This window comes from Salipaludibacillus agaradhaerens (genome assembly GCF_002019735.1).
Classification (GTDB): domain Bacteria; phylum Bacillota; class Bacilli; order Bacillales; family Salisediminibacteriaceae; genus Salipaludibacillus; species Salipaludibacillus agaradhaerens.
Genome location: NZ_KV917378.1, coordinates 3995376 through 4015089, shown reverse-complemented (window position 1 = coordinate 4015089; position 19714 = coordinate 3995376). Strand labels below are relative to the sequence as shown.

20 protein-coding genes are annotated in these 19714 nt (G+C 38.9%); 7 read left to right on the top strand and 13 right to left on the bottom strand.

Annotation, left to right across the window (positions count from 1 at the left end):
• Positions 1-149: 149 nt before the first annotated feature.
• The 3 genes from BK581_RS18400 to dnaE form a co-directional block, all read right to left on the bottom strand.
• Positions 150-812: a FadR/GntR family transcriptional regulator gene (locus BK581_RS18400; RefSeq protein WP_078579538.1), complete on the bottom strand. Its 663-nt coding sequence runs from the start codon at positions 810-812 to the stop codon at positions 150-152.
• 107 nt (positions 813-919) lie between these two features.
• Positions 920-2158: an NADP-dependent malic enzyme gene (locus BK581_RS18395; protein ID WP_078580028.1), complete on the bottom strand. Its 1239-nt coding sequence runs from the start codon at positions 2156-2158 to the stop codon at positions 920-922.
• An 84-nt stretch (positions 2159-2242) separates the two neighbouring features.
• Positions 2243-5632, bottom strand: coding sequence for a DNA polymerase III subunit alpha (dnaE, locus tag BK581_RS18390; protein ID WP_078579537.1), 3390 nt, complete (start codon positions 5630-5632; stop codon positions 2243-2245).
• 197 nt (positions 5633-5829) lie between these two features.
• Here dnaE and BK581_RS18385 point away from each other — a divergent pair, with 197 nt between their 5' ends.
• The gene (locus BK581_RS18385) at positions 5830-6162 is read left to right on the top strand and encodes a sporulation membrane protein YtrH (protein WP_078579536.1); all 333 of its coding nucleotides are present in this window, start codon (positions 5830-5832) and stop codon (positions 6160-6162) included.
• A complete protein-coding gene (ytrI, locus tag BK581_RS18380) occupies positions 6159-6662 on the top strand; it encodes a sporulation membrane protein YtrI (RefSeq protein ID WP_078579535.1) in 504 nt (167 codons plus the stop codon). Before BK581_RS18385 ends, ytrI begins: the two co-directional genes overlap by 4 nt.
• Before the next feature lie 215 nt (positions 6663-6877).
• Here ytrI and BK581_RS18375 read toward each other — a convergent pair whose 3' ends face one another.
• A complete protein-coding gene (locus BK581_RS18375; RefSeq protein ID WP_322788447.1) occupies positions 6878-7822 on the bottom strand; it encodes a DHH family phosphoesterase in 945 nt (314 codons plus the stop codon).
• 131 nt (positions 7823-7953) lie between these two features.
• Between BK581_RS18375 and BK581_RS18370 the strand changes: the two genes are divergently transcribed.
• Positions 7954-8253, top strand: a complete 300-nt coding sequence (locus tag BK581_RS18370; RefSeq protein ID WP_078579534.1) for a YtpI family protein — start codon at positions 7954-7956, stop codon at positions 8251-8253.
• 54 nt (positions 8254-8307) lie between these two features.
• Here the strand turns inward: BK581_RS18370 and BK581_RS18365 are convergent, their stop codons facing one another.
• Positions 8308-9615 (bottom strand): DRTGG domain-containing protein, encoded by a 1308-nt coding sequence (locus tag BK581_RS18365; RefSeq protein ID WP_078579533.1) that lies wholly within the window; start codon positions 9613-9615, stop codon positions 8308-8310.
• A gap of 213 nt (positions 9616-9828) precedes the next feature.
• On the opposite strand from BK581_RS18365, the gene BK581_RS18360 reads away from it, so the two are divergent.
• Positions 9829-10494, top strand: a complete 666-nt coding sequence (locus BK581_RS18360; protein WP_078579532.1) for a hypothetical protein — start codon at positions 9829-9831, stop codon at positions 10492-10494.
• 201 nt (positions 10495-10695) lie between these two features.
• Here the strand turns inward: BK581_RS18360 and BK581_RS18355 are convergent, their stop codons facing one another.
• On the bottom strand, positions 10696-11382 hold the full coding sequence (locus tag BK581_RS18355) for a metal-dependent hydrolase (RefSeq protein ID WP_078579531.1): 687 nt from the start codon (positions 11380-11382) through the stop codon (positions 10696-10698).
• Positions 11383-11772: 390 nt separating this feature from the next.
• On the opposite strand from BK581_RS18355, the gene BK581_RS18350 reads away from it, so the two are divergent.
• Complete coding sequence (locus tag BK581_RS18350) at positions 11773-12873, top strand: M24 family metallopeptidase (protein WP_078579530.1); 1101 nt, start codon at positions 11773-11775, stop codon at positions 12871-12873.
• 58 nt (positions 12874-12931) lie between these two features.
• On the opposite strand, the gene BK581_RS18345 is transcribed toward BK581_RS18350, so the two are convergent.
• Together BK581_RS18345 and BK581_RS18340 are read right to left on the bottom strand one after the other, a co-directional pair.
• Positions 12932-13342, bottom strand: a complete 411-nt coding sequence (locus BK581_RS18345) for a hypothetical protein (protein WP_143709709.1) — start codon at positions 13340-13342, stop codon at positions 12932-12934.
• A 51-nt stretch (positions 13343-13393) separates the two neighbouring features.
• Positions 13394-14146: an SDR family oxidoreductase gene (locus tag BK581_RS18340; RefSeq protein WP_078579528.1), complete on the bottom strand. Its 753-nt coding sequence runs from the start codon at positions 14144-14146 to the stop codon at positions 13394-13396.
• A 223-nt stretch (positions 14147-14369) separates the two neighbouring features.
• Between BK581_RS18340 and BK581_RS18335 the strand changes: the two genes are divergently transcribed.
• Together BK581_RS18335 and BK581_RS18330 are read left to right on the top strand one after the other, a co-directional pair.
• A complete protein-coding gene (locus BK581_RS18335) occupies positions 14370-14813 on the top strand; it encodes a universal stress protein (protein ID WP_078579527.1) in 444 nt (147 codons plus the stop codon).
• Between the two features lie 19 nt (positions 14814-14832).
• Positions 14833-15135, top strand: coding sequence for an ABC transporter C-terminal domain-containing protein (locus BK581_RS18330; protein ID WP_078579526.1), 303 nt, complete (start codon positions 14833-14835; stop codon positions 15133-15135).
• Positions 15136-15233: 98 nt separating this feature from the next.
• Here BK581_RS18330 and BK581_RS18325 read toward each other — a convergent pair whose 3' ends face one another.
• The 5 genes from BK581_RS18325 to BK581_RS18305 form a co-directional block, all read right to left on the bottom strand.
• A complete protein-coding gene (locus BK581_RS18325; RefSeq protein ID WP_078579525.1) occupies positions 15234-16424 on the bottom strand; it encodes an acetate kinase in 1191 nt (396 codons plus the stop codon).
• Positions 16425-16686: 262 nt separating this feature from the next.
• Entirely contained in the window at positions 16687-17670 is a 984-nt protein-coding gene (locus BK581_RS18320) for a class I SAM-dependent methyltransferase (RefSeq protein ID WP_078580024.1), read from the bottom strand.
• 238 nt (positions 17671-17908) lie between these two features.
• Positions 17909-18409, bottom strand: coding sequence for a thiol peroxidase (gene tpx / locus BK581_RS18315; protein ID WP_078579524.1), 501 nt, complete (start codon positions 18407-18409; stop codon positions 17909-17911).
• A 135-nt stretch (positions 18410-18544) separates the two neighbouring features.
• Positions 18545-19021 (bottom strand): GerW family sporulation protein, encoded by a 477-nt coding sequence (ytfJ, locus tag BK581_RS18310; RefSeq protein WP_078580022.1) that lies wholly within the window; start codon positions 19019-19021, stop codon positions 18545-18547.
• Positions 19014-19697 carry a DUF2953 domain-containing protein gene (locus BK581_RS18305; protein ID WP_078579523.1) on the bottom strand — a complete coding sequence of 228 codons (684 nt, stop codon included), beginning with the start codon at positions 19695-19697 and terminating at the stop codon, positions 19014-19016. The genes ytfJ and BK581_RS18305 overlap by 8 nt, the downstream gene beginning before the upstream one ends.
• Positions 19698-19714 lie beyond the last annotated feature (17 nt).

The window sequence follows — 19714 nt, the reverse complement described above, 5'->3', positions numbered from 1 at the left end:
GATAATGTACCTTAAGTGTTTGAAAGTTAGTCCTAAACAATTTTTTCCATAAATAAGTTTCATCATACTTTTTTTCTATATGGAATACAAGTCATGCTTGTTCATTATTTTGAGAGAACTTATTAACCAAATTTAACAGGTATCAATTTTTAGAAGCGACTGTTAATTAAATGCTTACTTAACGCTTGGACTACTGCGGTCTCATCTCTTGCTTCCAGTGCCCGATAAATTTCCTCGTGCTCTTCTAACGCATCGTCTGGACGTCCTTCTCTTGATAAAGATTGTTCTAACGCTATTTTTGCGTACTCAACTAGAGGACGCCAAATATTTATTAATAAGTTATTATGGCTAGTTTCTACAAGCGTTTGATGGAATAAATAATCTTCTTCAACAGGTATTACGCCAGTGGCGTATTTTTTAATAGCTGTATTGATGAGCTTTTTCAATTTTGCTAATTGATGTTCTTCCACTCTCTCACAACCAAGTCTGACTGCTTCTATTTCAAGAATACGTCGTGTTTCAGTAACATCTTCTTTCGCTTTTTTTTCTTTCAGCAAAAAACTTGCTAAAATGTCAGCTAGCCGGTGGCTTCCTGCTTGCTGTATAAATGTCCCTTCACCTTTTCTTGTTTCAATGAGATCCAAAAGCTCTAAAGCCCGTAAAGCTTCCCTCACTGAAGATCGACCAGCTTGTAAACGTTCGGCAAGTTCACGTTCCGATGGTAGTTTATCTCCCGGCTCCAACTGATCATCTTGCATAATGCGACTAATTTCTTTTAATATATTTAAATATACCTTACTACCTACACTCATACGTTTACGTCAGTCCTTCCGACAATCATTCGTTTTCAGTGGTGAAGGGCTCTCAACCATGATAGTGAGAACCCTTGTAGGCTTGATGTTTAAGTATATTAAGGCTTTTAAGTGTTATCAATCATCGTCAGATCTTTCGTTCTTATTTCTACGTCTTTTGGGTCTACCTGCCTTCTTGCAACGCCTGTCTCCATAGCAGCTTGTGCCACACTTTTCGCAACAGCAGGTGCTACTCTCGCATCAAATGGAGCAGGTATGACATAATCTTCGTTTAACTCGCTTTCTCCCACAAGGCCTGCAATAGCCTTTACTGCAGCTACTTTCATCTCTTCATTGATGTGAGTGGCGTAGACATCTAGAGCGCCACGAAAAATACCTGGGAAAGCTAATACATTATTTACTTGATTAGGAAAGTCAGATCTTCCAGTGCCTATTACACTGGCTCCAGCCTCTTTAGCCTCCTCTGGCATTATTTCTGGTACAGGGTTAGCCATTGCAAAAATAATGGGATTATCATTCATAGATTTAACCATTTCTTTTGTTAACGCACCTGCTACAGAAACCCCAATAAAGACATCCGTTCCTTTTATAATTTCTTCAAGTGAGCCATCCCGTTTTTCCAAGTTTGTCACGAGAGCCATATCTTGCTTCAATTGATTCATGCCATAAGGACGCCCATCATAGATGGCTCCTTTTGAATCACAAAGAATAAAATGTTTACATCCCATACTCATTAGTAACTTTATAATAGCAATGCCTGCTGCTCCTGCACCATTAACCACTACTTTAATTTCTCCAAGTTTTTTACCTGATAATTTTAAAGCATTCAAGAGACCAGCAGCGGTCACAATTGCAGTACCATGCTGATCATCGTGAAACACAGGAATGTTCATTTCTTTTTTTAATCGCTCTTCTATTTCAAAGCACCTTGGTGCCGCAATATCTTCCAAATTAATACCACCAAATGTTGGCTCCATTCGTTTAACCGTTTCTACGATAGCTTCAACATCCGTTGTATTAAGGCATATTGGAAATGCATCGACACCAGCAAACGATTTAAACAAAACGGCTTTGCCTTCCATAACAGGCATGGCAGCTTCCGGTCCGATATTTCCTAAACCAAGGACAGCAGTTCCATCCGATACTACCCCTACCATATTTCCTTTAACTGTATAGTCATACACTGTTTTAGGGTTTTCAAATATCTCTTTACATGGCTCAGCAACACCTGGTGAATAAGCTAACGACAAATCCTCTGCATTACGTACAGCTACTTTGGGTGTCGTTTCGATTTTCCCTTTTTTAACTCGATGCATATGTAATGCTTCTTCCCTGAGTGTCGTCACGCTTCTCACACTCCCTTCTCCCGTATATTGGAGTGGTCTGACCACCCGTTGGACATGTTACATTATAACAAATATTTTATCTTCTTACACCCTCGGATTTTTTAAATAGACGTTCTTTGCTCCAATTAGGCTTTTTAGTCTAATAAGAAAGTCCTCATTATCAGTGACATTCCACATCTCCGATAGCCTAACAGCCTTGTTTGTTGACTGATACTTTAACACAACAGGTACTTCACCAGGCATATTTTGTAGCAGCTCTTTTAGGTCATCTAAACCCTGTTTTTCATGAAGATGGGTAATAAATAGATATAAGACAGGCTGCTGTCTTTCTTTCTCTTTTCGTTTTAGTTCCTCGATCGTCACACATTTATCAAGCACTACTTTTTTAGTTCCATTATGAAGTTGGACCTTTCCTTCAATAAATACTAACTCATCCCTTTGAAATTTTGTGTGTGACGTACTATACGCTTGTGGAAAAATGGTTATTTCCATTTCTCCAGATTCATCTGATAAACGGATGAAAGCCATTTGTTCTTTCTTCTTCGTTTGAATCACACGCACATCTTCCACCATTCCTGCCATCCTAACTGTATGATGATCAGATAAGTCTTTGATCTTATGTATTGTCATCCGGTCGTATGGAGACAAGATCACTTTTTCATGTTCAATAGGATGTCCTGAGGCATAAAAACCTAACACTTCTTTTTCAGATTGAAGTCTATCTTTAGCAGATAAAGGATTTACCTGAGTATAGTGCGGTTTCTGTTCCTCTTCAAAAAATAAAAAGTCTTCGCCTAGTGTTAGTTTCTCCTGCTCCTTTTCACCGTATTCAATGGCATCATCTAATGATGCTAATAACGTCGCGCGATCAATGTTAAAATCATCGAGAGCTCCTGAAAGAATGAGCGATTCCAACGTTCTTCTTCCGAGAAGTCTTAACGGTAATCTGGCACATAAATCAAACAAATCCTCAAACATCCTTTTTTCTCTCTCCTGTAGGAGAGCATTTACCGTTTGTATACCTACATTTTTAAGAGCAGCTAGACCAATCCATATACAGTTATCATATATAGTAAATCCTGTTTCGCTTGTATTAATGGATGGGCGTTGCACGTTAATCCCTTTACGCTTAGCTTCAGCAATATATTCCGCTAATTTATCTTGATGGTGAAGTGACATATCCATTAAGCCACTTAAAAATTCTAACGGATAATTAGCTTTTAAGTAGGCTAACTGGTAGGAGATCATGCTGTACGCTACTGCGTGACTTCTGTTGAATCCATAATCAGCAAAACGAACGATCAAGTCATACACTTTCTCAGCTTCTTCTATAGTGTATCCTTGCTCTACCGCCCCTCCAATAAAGGTTACCCTCGTTTCTTCTAAAGTCTCACGTTTCTTTTTACCTACCGCCCGTCTCAGCACATCTGCCTGCCCGAGACTAAATCCTGCCATTTTTGAAGCAATCTGCATAATTTGTTCTTGATAAATGAGCACGCCATATGTAGGTTCTAGAATAGCCTGCAAATCATCATGGGGATAGATGACTGTTTCTTCGCCGTGCTTCCGTTTAATGTAAGATGGAATGTTTTCCATAGGCCCGGGGCGGTATAACGCATTTACCGCAACAATGTCTTCAAAATGGGATGGTTTCAATCGATTTAACACACTTTTCATCCCCGAAGATTCAAGTTGGAAAACACCACTTGTGTCTCCTTCTCCCAATAAAGCAAATGTAGCCTCATCCTCCAAAGAAAGTGTCGTGATTTGAAGCTCGTGTCCAGAATTTTTTTTCACAAGCTCACTTATTTTTTCAATAAAGCTTAAATTCCTCAATCCAAGAAAATCCATTTTTAATAAGCCGATACTTTCCAAATCCCCCATAGGATATTGGGTTAATGATAGCCCGTCATGTCCTTTCTGTAACGGGACCACATCCGTGAGCGGCGCTTGACTGATAACGATACCGGCCGCATGAACCGATGTATGTCTAGGTAACCCTTCGATATCTGATGCAACTTTAAACAGTAATGTTAATTCATCATCATCTTTCATCAGATCCTTTAAGGCAGGTGTTTCACTAACAGCTTGACGTATTCGCAAATTTGGCTTGCTTCGTATGAGCTTTGCCACTTTATCAATTTTTCTTGGTTCCAAGCTTAATACTTTACCAGCATCGCGCAATGCAGCTTTAGCAGCTAATGTTCCGAATGTCACAATTTGGGCCACATGCTGCGCACCATATTTACGTGCTACATAATGAATGACTTCATCACGTTGCTGGTCAGAAAAATCAATATCGATATCCGGCATAGACACACGTTCAGGGTTTAAAAAGCGTTCAAAAAGTAAGCCATATTTTATTGGGTCTACTTGCGTAATTTTTAAGACGTAAGCGACTAGTGAGCCGGCTGCAGATCCACGACCAGGACCTGTCAAAATATCATTCTTATGAGCATAATTCATAAAATCAGCTACAATAAGGAAATAGTCTGAATAATTCATGTCAAAAATCACACGCAATTCATAGTCAAGCCTGTCATAAACCTCTTTGCTAGGATTCACATATCTTTCTTCTAAACCTTTTTTACAAAGACGTTCTAGTAGTGTCTCGGCGGTCTCTCCATCTGAAACGGGAAACTTCGGTAAAACCAGTTCACCCAGAGGAATCTCAACATGACACCGATCAGCTAATTTCCCTGTTTCCTCAAGCGCTTCTGGCCAGGAAGAGAAAGCGTGAATCATTTCGTCTTCATCTTTTAAATAATATTCTTCAGATGAAGCGTGGCTCTGCTGTTCCTTAAGTGTTTCCCCTGCTTTAATAGCTTCGACTACTCTGTGAGCCTCTACTTGTTCTTTTTCTATAAAATGAACATGGTTTGTAGCTACTACTTTCGCTTGTTCTTTTAAAGCCCAATCTCTAACAGCAAGTAGTTTTTCCCGTTCCTCTCGCCTCCAATGATTTTGTACTTCAATATACACATTCTCCTCGCCAACTGACCTTTTAAGATAGGTGTACATTTTTTCTGCTTCATTTTGGACACCTTCGTATAGGGCGTTTTGGATTTTCCCTTGTTGAAATGGGCTAATAATGATGACCCCTTTTAGAGTAGCTAGTTCCTCATATAAAATATACGGCTCATAAGCATTTTCTCTGTTTTGTGCTTGACTTGTTAATTTTAATAATGTTTGATAGCCTTCAAAATTTTCCGCTAAAAAAATAAGGCGTTCTTCTGTACGACTTCGCGATAATAATGGCCCTTCTGAAACCTTTAATTCAACACCGATAATCGGTTTAATATTATGTGAACGACACGCTTTATAAAAAGGAATAACACCGTACATAGCATCAATATCCGTTAATCCTATCGCTTTAAATTGCTTTTTTGCAGCTGTCTCCACGAGGTCGGCTATTTTCGCTACACTTTGCAGTAGACTAAATTCACTATGAACGTGCAAATGGACAAAAGCCATTATAATCCCCCCTTTAATGCCTCTAAATTCTCTATCTTCTAATTAAAGACTGCTATGAGCCGCCTGTTGGTTTTTATTATAGTCTATGTACAAGTATATACCAAACATACGTTTGTTTCATTGTTAATTTGTTGTCATACGGGCTGTAGATTGTCCATAAGTATAGACTATGAGCCTGTTTCCAAGGAGGATTTTTCATGGATAAAGACTTTCTCGCAACACTTGTTATAGATTTCTTCGTGGCTTTCGGCGTCATTATTGGTGGTACGATCATCGGTGGCATTGGAGCCTACCTTATTGGAAAACCCCCTCTATCTATTATGTATGATTTAGCCTCCAGTTTAAAGATATGGGCTCTCGTAGCTGCTATAGGCGGAACATTCGATGCCATCTCCACACTAGAGCGAGGTATTTTCGAAGGAACACATGCTGATATTGTCAAAACATTAATTATGATTTTTGCCGCCCTGTCAGGCGCACACAGTGGGACGGTTTTAATTCAGTGGATCACCCAAGAGGGGATAAAATGAGGATTCCTACTTTGTACCGTGACAAAAGCTGGCAGCGTTTTTTTGCCGGTTTTTTTCTCGGTACCATCATCGGCTGGGTATTTTTTCTTTTCCAATTCGGTACTGTTCATGAAAATCTCTTATTAGAAATTGGCAATCAACAAGCTGTCATTGACAAACATGAGAAAACAATTGACATCTTACGAGAAGATCAAGATAAACAAAATAGAGAAAATCAGCAATTGTTAACTGTTCAGGATATTCGTATTGAATTTATTAATGAATCAGAGGTGAAGCTAAGCGAATTAACTTTACATGAACTAAGAGATGCGGTGGAAAGTGAATTAGAGAACGTTCGTAATAAAGATATCGAATCCGTTGCCAATTCAAGGGAATTTCTATTAAAAACTGTGGAAAATAAAATATTTATTATCAATGATAAACGTTTCCAGCTAAAGGTGGAGCAGCTTTTTCTTTTCACAACACTAGAAATCCATGTCATGATTGTTTCTGCTGACTAGAACGTACTTTAAAGAATGTATACGTCGTTCAATCTTAATCGAGGTCTCTCCCCTCTCTATTTTGAGCAGAGAGGTTTACGGACGGTTAATCTGTGGTAAAAAGAGAGATGCCCTCAAAGACAGTCTCTCTTCTAGCTCTTCTTATTAGTAAACTTTCTTTTGTATATGCAGTTTACTGATGAACTTCTTTCTAGTTATGCTCATACAACTGTCACTCATTTACAGATTTGCTCTAATTCCTTTAAAAAAGTATCCGTTTCTTCCCACGAAAAGAGGGATGCCCCAGATGCCATTGGATGCCCTCCACCGTTGAAACGAGCAGCTAACTCATGAATCTCTGGCCCTTTCGAGCGGATTCTGGCTCTAATCACATCTTCTTCCTCCACAAAAAAGACCCATGCTTTTAATCCCTTGAGTGTTGAGAAGCTATTAACAACTGAAGCAGCCTCTTTAGAGGTTACGTGATATGTTTCAAGTACATCTTTGGGCAAACGCACGACACCTACACCACTGTCACTTACCGTTAATTGACTTAAGACATAACCTTGGAGTTTTAAGACCGCTAATGGCGTCTCATAAAGGTCGTCATACAGCTCTGGCCGCGAAAAACCTGTTTGAACGAGACGTGCTGCGGCCAAAAATGTTTTTTCCGTTGTATTTGGAAAACGGAAACGACCTGTATCTCCTACAATTCCTGCATACAATAGACGAGCTATCTCTTGATTTAAACTAGCTCCCTCGGCTTCGCACGCTTCAAACAAGTCAAAAATCATTTCTGAGGTTGAACTGGCGTTTGTATCCACCCACCTTAACGTACCATATGTATCCACATCAGGGTGATGATCTATTTTAATCACGACGTTTGCGTTAACATAGCGTTGGTCATCGATACGATCTGTATTAGCTGTATCACACACGATCACTAGTGAACGCTGAAAAATATCATCATCTACCTCATCCATCTGTGCTAGAAAACCGAGGGATTCTTCCTGCTCTCCTGCAAGATAAACTTTCTTATGGGGAAATACAGTGTGAATTAATGCTTTCAATCCCGCTTGTGACCCAATGGCATCTGGATCAGGACGTACATGACGGTGAATGATAATTGAATCCCATTTTTTAATCTCATTAATAATTGTTTGTTTCATGGTCATTGTCATTATCTCAGTCCTCTCATACTTACACCTTCTTATCTAAACAAGGAAAACAGTTATAGCTATTTGCTTACTTACTCATTGTAGATTACAATAATATTATATAGGTTATCTTGTATTTTAAAGGAGCATTCACTATGTTTTTAGTTGCCTTAATTTTCGCTTCTCTCGTTGCCTTTGTCTATTTAAAAGTTCAACAGTCTCGAGAAGTTGAACCACTAGTAAAACGCAGTTACTCGCTTAAAAGCAGTATAGCTATAGGAATTTTCCTAATTTCCTTTGGAATCAACAGCTACATGAGTCTCCAATCATCTGTGGCCGCTGTTGTAGCCCTTATTTTCCTTGTGGTTGGGAGTATCAACGTCTTCGTTGGTTGGAAACAATATCGCCTTCTGAAAAACTATTCCCCAAAAGCAACATCAACTGAAACGAACTAGATTTGACTTACACAGCGTTTTATTAAACGCTGTGTTTTCTGTCGGTAGAAGCACTTATCTATCAATCAGCTGAGCCATGAGCATAGCCTTACCGACGATTTGCTCATCATGATAAAGTTCAACATCCACTTTTCCAAATTTCCGTCCAACTTCTAATACTTTTGGTCGCACCTGCATCACGGATTCAATTTGCACCGGTTTAATAAAAAAGAGGGTGATATTTTCTACAACTAAGTCACCTTTTTTATACTTTCTTAGGGCTCTACTCCCTGCTTCTGTTACAATCGTAGTCATGACACCATATGAAATAGTCCCAAGGTGATTCGTCATTTGAGGGGTCACCTCTAATTGAAAGGCAAAATCCTTCGACGTTGAAATATCCTCCAAATGGCGGGTCACTAGGTCTTCGATCGTGTCCCCCACATGAGGCTGCCTTTGAATCATTTGTAACGCTTTTAAAACATCTTGTCGACTAATAATTCCGATTAATTTTTTTGACGATGTGATAACAGGTAGAAGTTCAATTCCTTCCCATACCATTATGTGAGCTGCAGAAGCTACTGACGTTTGACTCGTGACGGTAATAGGCTGTTTCGTCATGACCTTTTCTATTTCTATAAAAGGATTAACACCGATAACATCCTTCGCTGTCACGATTCCTTGAAGCCTTAACTCGTTATCGACAATTGGATATCGACTATGATTCGTTTGTTTATTTAATTCATGCCATTTTTCCACAGTATGGGAGATGGTTAAATAATTCGTTTCTTCAACTGGTATTAAAATATCTTCTACAGAAATAATTTCTTTTTTGATCAGTTGATCATAAATGGCTCTATTAATCATTGTCGCTACCGTAAACGTATCATACGAGGTAGAAATAATAGGTAGATCAAGTGAGTCAGCAAGCCGTCTTACTTCTTCACTCGTATCAAAGCCACCTGTAATAAGAACAGCTGAGCCTTCTTCAAGAGCTAACTTATGTACTTCTTCCCTATTACCGACGATGAGAAGGTTGCCCGCTTCAATATAACGCATCATCGCGTCCGCTTTCATAGCTCCAATAACAAATTTAGTTAACGTTTTATGGAGTCCGTTACGCCCTCCTAAAACAGATCCGTCAATAATATTAATGACTTCAGCGTATGTAAGTCGCTCGATGTTGTCTTTTTGTTTCTTTTCGATTCTAATCGTCCCTACACGTTCAATCGTACTCACTAACCCTTGATTTTCTGCATCCTTAATTGCCCTATATGCTGTTCCCTCACTTACATGCAGCACTTTAGCAATGTGTCGAACAGAAATTTTATTTCCTACGTCTAATGAACGGATGTGCTGTAATATTTGTTCATGCTTTGTCATATTAGGGTTCACTCCCTCAAGTATAAACTGTTCACTCACTTCTTCACGCCTGTACTATTACAAGTATAATCGTCAGAACTTTTGACATCAAGCACCAATCTAGGATTAAATATAATCAATGTCTATCTGTTAGCCATTTCTTAGATAAACGAACCGATTAGAATTAATACTGAGGTGCACTTGACTCACCCCACTGAGAGGAGGAGACTAAGAGTGAAAATACTTCAATTAATCTCGTTATGTAGCACGTGCATTCTCGTCATAGCATGTAATGGAGAAAATGAGAATATCAACGAGACAGCTAATGAAGAAAGTAACCCTGTGGAAGTCATAATAGGGGAAAACCAAGCAAGCTTAACAGTGGAAGATTATCAGGCATTAACTGAACAAGCACTAGACATTTTTAATGAAGCCACACCCCTTTACCGTCCTAATCGTGACGACTTACTCCGGTGGTATGTACGCTATTACATACAAAAACATGAGTATAATGAGCCATGGACAGAAGATGAGATATTTGAGATGGCTTATGCCCGTCAACAATATGAAGCGGCTTGGAAAGAATACGCTGAAAGGCAATACGGCGTCGTTATGACTGATGAAGATATCGACTCGCAGGCAAGCTATAACCTCGAGATTTATGAAAATTCTTTACCAGCCTCCATTATAGGAATGTCAGAAGGACTAAATTTGACTATTGAAGAATTTATGCTTAATTTCGATCGTGATTATGCAGAAAGGGCGCTCATCTGGGATGAATTAATGCCATTACTTGAAAAAAAATACGCTGCTGCAGAAGCAACAAGGCTAGATGGTGTTTACTTAGGTAAGCAATACGAACAGGAAGTGTTGAACTACATGCAAAGTAGACACACTTAGTTCTCACACTCAACGTATTAGAGCTTTTCCTCTCTCCCATGGGGGTTTTAATAACATGAGTAACATACTAAACTCTCCCTTTATAGTATTTACGTAAAACGAGCTGACAACCCTTTTTAGACAAGGGCTCAGCTCGTTATGATGTTCATAACATCTTATCGTGTGGCTTGCACATAATCATCACTTCAAACCGAGGTTTTTCTAAACTAACTCCAGCTCTTCTCCCGCCTTTAAAACCAGTCCTTTTCCTGAGCTTACTTTGTTTGCAAATGCTTCTGGATCCTGTTCAATGACAGGGAACGTATTATAATGAATTGGAACAACTTGTTTTGCTCCAAGCCATTTAGCAGCAATTAAGGCATCCTCTGGCCCCATTGTAAAGTTATCACCGATCGGTAAAAAAGCCAAATCAATGTCATTCTGTTCCCCTATTAACTTCATATCAGAGAATAGTCCTGTATCTCCTGCGTGGTAAATTGTCTTCCCTTCAGCCGAAAATAAAATTCCTGCTGGCATACCTGTATAGATGATACGTTTATTTTCTTCCTCCGTGTAAGAAGAACCATGAAAGGCTTGCGTCAGTTTAACTTTTCCAAAGCCAAATTCAAATGTACCACCAATATGCATTTGATGCACGTTAAGCCCCTGCCATCCTAAATATGTTCCTAATTCAAAGGGGGCAACCACTAAAGCATCATTTCTTTTAGCAATGTCGATCGTATCACCTACGTGATCATTATGCCCATGAGTGAGTAAAATCACATCTGCCTTCGTATCGTCGGCCTTAAGATCTGTCATTCCATTCCCCGTAATAAACGGGTCGATGAAAATATTGGTCCCATTCGTTTCAATCTTTACAACAGAATGTCCATGATAAGATACCTTCATACATGTCCTCTCCTTTATAAAAATAGTTCTCTTCTCCCCTTACCCTGCTTTCTCTCTCATTATGCTTTTATTTGATATAAATGGACAGAAATCCTTCATTTTCTTTTCATTTATGACGTAGGTTTTAAATAATGATAAAACGAACCTTCAAGAAGTGGAGGTTTTCGTTCTTCTCCCACTGATAAGGAACACAAGCTAACGTCTTCGCGTCCTGCGAAAACGCTTGTGTGACCAACATCCTGTTGGCCCGAGTGAATCAGGACATTAGCTTCCGTTATTCGCGTCTAATTAGATTATCTCTTCTCTCTATTTTGAGCCGGGAGGGTTACGGACGGTTATCTGTGATAAAATGATTATAGGCTACACTCATATTTTAAAGGAGGCACATACATGTTTGAGCGTCTACAACAAGTTAAACATCAATTAGAAAATGAAAATGTGGATGCTTTGATGGTCCAAACACGCGCTAATGTTTTTTATTTAAGTCAGTTTGACACCAATCCTCATGAACGTCTCGTGTCAGTCATTGTGTTTAAAAACCATCATCCACTACTCATATGCCCTAATATGGAGGTAAACCAAGTTAAGTCATTGTTTACTGAAGGCGACATCATCGGGTACGATGACACAGAAAACCCGTGGGAAAAACTAGCTCACTACATAAAAAAAAGCAAAATACGTCTTCATACTATTGCTATCGAATCCTCTCTATCATGGGAACGGCTTAAATGTTGGCAGTCTATCGTTCCAGAAGCTGAGTTTTGTGAGGCGGATACATACCTCAATCAATTGAGAATTCTAAAGAGCCCTTATGAACAACAATTATTGCGTGAAGCTGCTACTTTTGCAGATAAAGGTGTGAAAGCTGGTATCGCAGCGTTAACAGAAGGTATAACTGAAATGGAGGTACTGGCTTCTATTGAATACTCACTAAAAAAAGAAGGCGTTCGGGAGATGTCATTTTCAACGATGGTGTTATTCGGCGAAAAAGCAGGTGACCCTCATGGTATACCAGGAAACAGATCACTCCAAAAAGGAGATGCTGTTTTATTTGATTTGGGAGTTGTCTGGAAAGGGTATTGCTCTGATATTACACGGACCGTCTTCTTTGATCATGTCACTGCAGATAATAAAGCGATCTATCAAACCGTGCAGGAAGCCCAATTAGAAGCCCTGACTAAATGTAAACCTGGACTCCCCATTGCAGAGTTAGATCATTCAGCAAGGGACATTATTCAAAAAGCGCATTTTGGAGAATACTTTCCCCATCGAATTGGACATGGCTTAGGGATAGACGTTCATGAATTTCCCTCATTAACTAGCACAAATAAACAAACGCTTGAAAAAGGGATGACTATCACTATTGAACCAGGTATATACATTCCTAATCGTGTAGGAGTGAGAATCGAAGACGATGTTCTTATAACAGAGGGGGGTTATGAGGTCTTAACTCAATTTACAAAAGAACTAACTGTTGTCACATCGACCTAATACGCCCCCTTAAACTAGGCCCCTCAGAGTTGCTTCTCTGAGGGGCCTAACTTTAACGTTACTCGTCGTTGCCACTATGATTCCACACCCATGTTTGCAAACAATGATCGCCATCAACTCGTCGAGCACTTATTCGTCTAATTTGTTTAAATTCCTTAGATAACTCACTCACCATATCATCAGTAATCTGTGATTGCGTTAAGTCAAGGACTTGTAACAAGTGTTCAAAAGAGTCTTTTGCTTTTTCCCCTCTTTTAATCAGACTGCCCTCTTCATATTCAAAGCTATTCGGATTTTCATATTCCCATTCATAAATGGTTGTATCCGTTTCAATTTTAACATCTAACGTCATATCCTCAAGCCAAGGATAGCTATCAGCATAGGCGTGAAGCTGATAAGTGACTATACTGGCTATCAATCCTAAAACCAGGATCACTTGCCACCTTCTAGAGCCTCTCCATCTCTTCATTTTCATCACCTCATGATTAGTATGAGGTAAATAATGGATCATATACATGTTTTATCTATATTTATGTAACACGTTTATTCCACCTGTTACTTCTAAAACACTCCCGGTAATCATATCAGACTCTGGCGCACATAAAAACATCACAGTTCTAGCAATATCTTCTCCTGTTCCTGACCTGCCCACCGGTGTTTCTTTATCCTCTACAGCATCCTGTATAGAAGCTTCTTTCATATCTCCAGTTATTTTACCTGGGCATACCATGTTTGCTGTTATACCATGTTCAGCCTCTTCAATGGAGATTGTTTTTGTTAATGACACTAGGCCAGCTTTAGCTGCGGCGAAAGCAGATCGATATAGCCACCCTGGCGCGTTCTGTGCATCTTGAAAGCCATAGGTAATAATACGGCCGTATTGTTGGTCTCTCATATACGGTATCACACACTTAAACAGATGAAATGCAGAAGATAAATTGCCACTTACCATCTCGTCCCACTCGTCATCTGTATAATCAACTAATTTTTTTCTTTCGAACACATAAGGACCAGCATTTAGTATCAACACATCAATTCTACCGAAACGTTCATACGCGTTTTTCACAAGCTTGACTAAGTCCTCTTTCTTAGTCACATCTCCTTTAACAAATTGAATGTGTTGTATGTTATCTCGCCAGTCATCTTTTAATTGTCTCACAGCCTCTTCATCACTTTTATAATTAATTGTTAACGAATATCCATGATTAAGCAGAGCTTCTGCTACCTTTTTCCCTAAACCTTTAGACCCAGCCGTTATTAATGCGTGGCGCATGTGTGCTCCCTCATTTCTATTTAGATCTGTTTATTGAATAAGGTTATCTGTTTTTATTATACTTAGTGTAAGCTTTGAAAGTAAAAACATTTACTCAGACACAAAGCGTTAATAGTCACAGGTTGTCATATTTAATGTAAGAATACTCCTCTGTTTAAAAGGGTATTTGTTATAATGGAAGTGTAGAATCAATTTTTACCAAATTATAAAGGGAGGCCTTCCTATGTCAATTAAATACGATAACATTTTAGTCGCTGTTGACGGTTCAGACGAGGCAAAAAGAGCATTTCGAAAAGCGCTCCTACTTGCAAAAGATCATGAGGCAAAGCTGTTATTAACTCATATCGTCGACACTCGTACGTTTGCATCCGTTGAACATTATGATCGAACGATTTTTTCCGAGGCTGAAAAATATGCTCGTGACATGCTTGAAGAGTACAAGAAATTAGCACAAAACGACGGATTAAATGATGTCACTCTCATTCTTGATTACGGTTCTCCTAAGGTGAAAATTGCTAAAGAAGTCGCAAAGAAGTATGAAGTAGACCTCATCGTAACAGGTGCAACTGGTTTAAATGCCGTTGAACGCTTTTTAATTGGAAGTGTTTCCGAGCATATTACGAGGCATGCTAAATGTGATGTGCTTATTGTACGAACGGATTCTTAAAGATGAAGAGGAGGACACTATGTGCTTTTCGTATGACGCCAGACTCGGTATTAGGCTACCTTCTTTTTCAGGAACATGGGAGGAGCTGTCCCTTCTTGAACAAACAGCTATTTTAGTGACTTGGGAGAAAATACGCGGCACAATCCCAGATAGAATTGAGGAAATAGAACGTAAAATTAATAAGTTACAAAACGCCCTTTACCGTGAAGAAAACTTCGAAAAAAGCTGTAAACTTAACAGGGATATTGCAGAATTAGCTTCAATTATTAATGATTTATGGATATGGTATCGAGCTGGCGACGACATTACCATCTCTGCTTGACGCCGATCATATAGCTAACAACATGTGACATTGAGTATCTGATAGCATGACTATTAAAACCCCAATAGGATGTTTTTCCTAAAGGGGTTTTGTCACTCTTAATTATGAGAAAGTCTTACAGTATCTCTAGCAATCATAACTTCTTCATTTGTAGGTATAACCATCACTTTAACAGGCGAGTGAGGGTAATTAATAAATGCTTCTTTCCCACGTGTTTTATTGAGAGATGGATCCCAATAAATCCCCATAAACTCTAACCCTTTTAAGACTTGTTCACGAATCGTGCTACTGTTTTCACCAATACCTGCTGTAAAAATAACAGCATCTAAACCGTGCATACGTGCAGCATAAGAGCCAATGTATTTATGGATACGTGATGTGAATACTCCCAGTGCTAATTGTGCCCGTCCATTATCTTCTTCTGCTTGCATTTCAATATCTCTCAAATCACTGGAGAAGCCTGATAAAGCAAGCATACCACTCTTTTTGTTCAATACATTCATAACTTCTTCAGCTGATAAATCTGCTTTTTCCATAATATAAGGAATTAAAGCAGGGTCAATATTTCCCGAACGTGTTCCCATCGTAACTCCGGCAAGAGGCGTGAAGCCCATTGATGTATCGATTGATTTTCCACCTTCAATAGCTGCGATACTTGCCCCATTTCCTAAGTGACAAGAAATAAGACGCAAGTTTTCAAGCGGACGGCCAAGCATTTCAGCTGCACGTTCAGAAACATATTTATGAGACGTCCCGTGGAATCCATATTTACGAATGCCGTATTTTTCATAATACTCGTATGGCAAACTATATAGGTAAGAGTTCTCAGGCATTGTTTGATGGAAAGCTGTATCAAACACTGCTACAGAGGGCACATTAGGTAAAATGTCTTTAAAAGCGCGAATTCCAACTAAGTTAGCTGGATTGTGCAAAGGCGCAAGTTCAGACACTTCCTCAATACCGTTAATCACCTCTTCAGTAATCAAGATTGAGTCATTAAATTTTTCTCCTCCGTGAACGACACGGTGGCCAATTCCTTCAATCTCGTCTAACGACTTAATAATGCCAAAGCTAATTAACTTATCAAGCAAAATTTTCACTGCCTCAGCATGATCGTCAATATCTTTTGTTTCAGTTTTCTTCTCGCCGCTCACTTCAATGGTAAAGATAGAATCGTTAAGTCCGATCCGTTCCACGATTCCTTTCGTTACCACTTTTTCTTCAGGCATCTCCAGCAACTGGAATTTCAATGATGAGCTGCCGGCATTGATAGCCATAATTTTCGACATATTCACTTCTCTCCTTCAATCTTCTATAGTTTAAGACGTTATACTATTTTTGTTATACCATAGATAATTAAAACATGAGATGTTTAAGATTGCAACCTCTGTTTCAATAAACTCTTTAATACAGAACTATAACACCTCCCCTTGAGAAAACGTTGCAATTTCAGCCCTTCAAAGCCCAAAGCACTTCTGACTGTTCTCATACAGATAAAAATTAAAATTGAAAGTAATACAGTTCGTGTAAATGTGACATATTTGTGACAAATTAATGATCTCTTTTGAGATGGTCATCAAACCATGTCGAAATCCGCCCCATCATATCAGCTAGAGAGCCTTCCTGCGAAAATGAGGGTAGTTCTGCTAATAACGCTTGCTTTGGTGCTACTATTCCTTCGCTCTGCTTTCTTAAAACAAGAATACTCTTTGCGCCAGCTTGATTTTTAAACATTGATGAAGGTAGCTGCATGAATGAATAAATAATCGTTTCCTGTTTTATGAACGTATGAAGCTGTTTCGACTGTTCACTCTGAAAAAGGGTGTTAGGGACAAGGAAAATAAGAAATCTTCCTTTTTTCACGTGTTTAACACCTTGCTCAATTAGGAGATGATGAACGAATGAATGACCCTCAGCTGCCTTAGTAACAAATTTCTCTGCTATTGCATCGTTCGGATAGTAACCTGCAGGAAGGTCAGAAACAACGAGATCTACTTCCTTTATTAACGGGCTGCTCACACTATCTTGATGAAAAAGTTCTACATCATGGGTCTGTAAATTGGCATTTGCATAGGCTAACTTTAAGAGTGTTTCATCAGGTTCTACTCCTACAAAAAGCGCTTCTTTCTCCAATTGATTCAACACTGCTGTCATAAGGTTTCCTACCCCTACCGCCGGATCCATGACCACATGCTTGGTCTTATCATCATGACTGAGTACTTTATTAGCAATATAGCCTATAAATAAGCTTACTGCATCAGGTGTCATAGCATGATGAGGCTGAGTTGCTTCGCGCATTCCTTTCAAAACAGCTAGTTGCATCGCTCTTCGGTAATTTTCCCTTGTTTTTACCCCTTTATCCGGCAAACCACTTAATAGCTTGTCCAACTTCTCACTACCTTGAAGGCTTTCATCAGTGTGTCTGTTAAACATCATCTCTCCCATATAGCTTAATGCTTCTAAATACAATATATCTTTCTCACTTTTTACTATTTCAGCACCTTGATCTAATACATTGTAAATTGTCTCAGTCATTGTAGCTTCCTGCACGTCCATCACGTCCTTTTGTTATTCCTTATAATCGTCAGTCGTATATAATCCCTAACTAACTCGAGACCTTATAGTCAATGAGCTTCGTACATATTGTATTAGATTTCTACCTTAATGACAAAAGTTAACTCATTATATGGGCCTCTTGTCGCCTTAAAGCACACTGCTCTCCTCTAATCCCCACAAAAAAAGCACCCCGTAAGAGGTACTTTTAATTAGGAATTTATTTAGCGTTTTTAACCGCATTAATGGCTTCTTCATAGTTTGGATGCTGACTTACTTCTGGAACATACTCAACATAGACAACAGTATCTGAACTGTCTACTACAAATATCGCTCTAGCTAGCAGGCGGAGTTCTTCAATGGCAACACCATATTTTTTACCGAAATCTAAGTCTCGATGATCAGATAATGTTTGGACATTATCGATCCCGGCTGCAGCGCACCATCTTTTTTGTGCAAACGGTAAATCAACACTAATTGTGAGGATTTCAACATTCTCTAATTTAGCCGCTTCTTCGTTAAACCTGCGTGTTTGCTGGTCACAAACACCTGTATCGATAGAAGGAACAACACTAATTAATCTAATCTTACCTTTCGAATCAGATAATGTTATTTCAGATAAATCGGTAGCTAAAACGGTGAAATCTGGTGCCTTGTCTCCTACTGAAATGTCATCTCCTACAAGTGTTACAGGCTGTTCTTTAAATGTTACCTTTGGCATTATGAGATCGCCTCCTATTAAGAGTTATTCTTTCTTAATAAGAGTACCACAACATTTACTACTAAAAATAGTAATGTGCTTGTTCACTTTTTATGTGGCAACGGAATTATTTTTTCCTTAGCATAAAACATGCCTTTAAAATTCAAACGGTTTTTCCATATTAGGCGGCGTCGTTGGTTGCGTTTGTGTCTGGTTTCTTACGCCTGCCGATTGCATCATTTGCTGAATCTTTTCAACAACTTGCGGTGTAAACTCCATTAACTTTTCATATAAATGGGCAGTATGGTCAAGATGCAACATTTTCACACCATGGCCATTTACAACTAAAAAGGCAATAGGCGTGATAGACACTCCACCGCCGCTACCTCCACCGAAAGGATGCTTTCCCTCTTCATGTTCAGCATGTCTCTGCCCCGGACTACTGAGATGATGGTTTTTTAATACAAATTCACTGCCACCAGCAGCAAAACCGAACCCTACTTTTGAAATAGGTAAAATAACGCTTCCATCAGGTGTTTCTACTGGATCTCCAACAATCGTGTTAACATCAACCATTTCCTTTAAATTTTCCATTGCAGTCTTCATTAATCCTTGAATAGGATGTTCAGACATCGACATCACTGCCTTTCCTTTGTTTTAATAACTTCTCTTTAAGGTCTTTCCCACGTTTTTTGTGACGCCATACTTTAATAGCCGCATGGATAGCATAACCGATTCGAAATGAAAGCATGCATTGAAACAAGGTTCCAAACATAAATCCTTGGAATATAGGATCTACTTGAAGTTTAGGACGCTTAGTAACGATGACTTTTGTTGATAAGATCCCTAAAAAGGCTCCTTTAAGTGACCAAACCGCTCCTGAAAGTTGACCTGTTTTAGCAGCGTCTCCAGCGCCAATTTTACTTTCCCATGATAAGGAAGTGATACGCACTTTAGATAAAAAGTATGTCACAATGTTATAAAAGCCGACCGTTTCCTCTAAAAAATGCTGAAATAATTCTATATCTTTGATTACCTCCAAGTAACTTAATTTTTCCTGTTTTTGCTCTTCCATTCCCATGCCACTTTTTTCTTCTTTAAAAACAAGTGACGGTGACTCATCATCCATTGCAACAGATGGAATAGTGATCGTATAGCGAATGAGGCGAAACAAAAGTGATAGGGTTACTTTTCCATCAATCTGTTTATTTCTTTGATGAAAAGAGACATTTACTGTTAGAGTTAAAAACATGATCAAAACTAATAAAACAACGATTATAAAAATGATTATTTTAGCAATCGTAAACATTTTTTCACCCCAAGTCC

Bases quoted from the DNA above. Each gene is read 5' to 3' on its own strand.
- BK581_RS18400 (WP_078579538.1), bottom strand. From the start codon at position 812: ATGAGTGTAGGTAGTAAGGTATATTTAAATATATTAAAAGAAATTAGT.
- dnaE (WP_078579537.1), bottom strand. From the start codon at position 5,632: ATGGCTTTTGTCCATTTGCACGTTCATAGTGAATTTAGTCTACTGCAA.
- BK581_RS18385 (WP_078579536.1), top strand. From the start codon at position 5,830: ATGGATAAAGACTTTCTCGCAACACTTGTTATAGATTTCTTCGTGGCT.
- ytrI (WP_078579535.1), top strand. From the start codon at position 6,159: ATGAGGATTCCTACTTTGTACCGTGACAAAAGCTGGCAGCGTTTTTTT.
- BK581_RS18375 (WP_322788447.1), bottom strand. From the start codon at position 7,822: ATGACAATGACCATGAAACAAACAATTATTAATGAGATTAAAAAATGG.
- BK581_RS18370 (WP_078579534.1), top strand. From the start codon at position 7,954: ATGTTTTTAGTTGCCTTAATTTTCGCTTCTCTCGTTGCCTTTGTCTAT.
- BK581_RS18365 (WP_078579533.1), bottom strand. From the start codon at position 9,615: ATGACAAAGCATGAACAAATATTACAGCACATCCGTTCATTAGACGTA.
- BK581_RS18355 (WP_078579531.1), bottom strand. From the start codon at position 11,382: ATGAAGGTATCTTATCATGGACATTCTGTTGTAAAGATTGAAACGAAT.
- BK581_RS18350 (WP_078579530.1), top strand. From the start codon at position 11,773: ATGTTTGAGCGTCTACAACAAGTTAAACATCAATTAGAAAATGAAAAT.
- BK581_RS18345 (WP_143709709.1), bottom strand. From the start codon at position 13,342: ATGAAGAGATGGAGAGGCTCTAGAAGGTGGCAAGTGATCCTGGTTTTA.
- BK581_RS18340 (WP_078579528.1), bottom strand. From the start codon at position 14,146: ATGCGCCACGCATTAATAACGGCTGGGTCTAAAGGTTTAGGGAAAAAG.
- BK581_RS18335 (WP_078579527.1), top strand. From the start codon at position 14,370: ATGTCAATTAAATACGATAACATTTTAGTCGCTGTTGACGGTTCAGAC.
- BK581_RS18330 (WP_078579526.1), top strand. From the start codon at position 14,833: ATGTGCTTTTCGTATGACGCCAGACTCGGTATTAGGCTACCTTCTTTT.
- BK581_RS18325 (WP_078579525.1), bottom strand. From the start codon at position 16,424: ATGTCGAAAATTATGGCTATCAATGCCGGCAGCTCATCATTGAAATTC.
- BK581_RS18320 (WP_078580024.1), bottom strand. From the start codon at position 17,670: ATGACTGAGACAATTTACAATGTATTAGATCAAGGTGCTGAAATAGTA.
- tpx (WP_078579524.1), bottom strand. From the start codon at position 18,409: ATGCCAAAGGTAACATTTAAAGAACAGCCTGTAACACTTGTAGGAGAT.
- ytfJ (WP_078580022.1), bottom strand. From the start codon at position 19,021: ATGTCTGAACATCCTATTCAAGGATTAATGAAGACTGCAATGGAAAAT.
- BK581_RS18305 (WP_078579523.1), bottom strand. From the start codon at position 19,697: ATGTTTACGATTGCTAAAATAATCATTTTTATAATCGTTGTTTTATTA.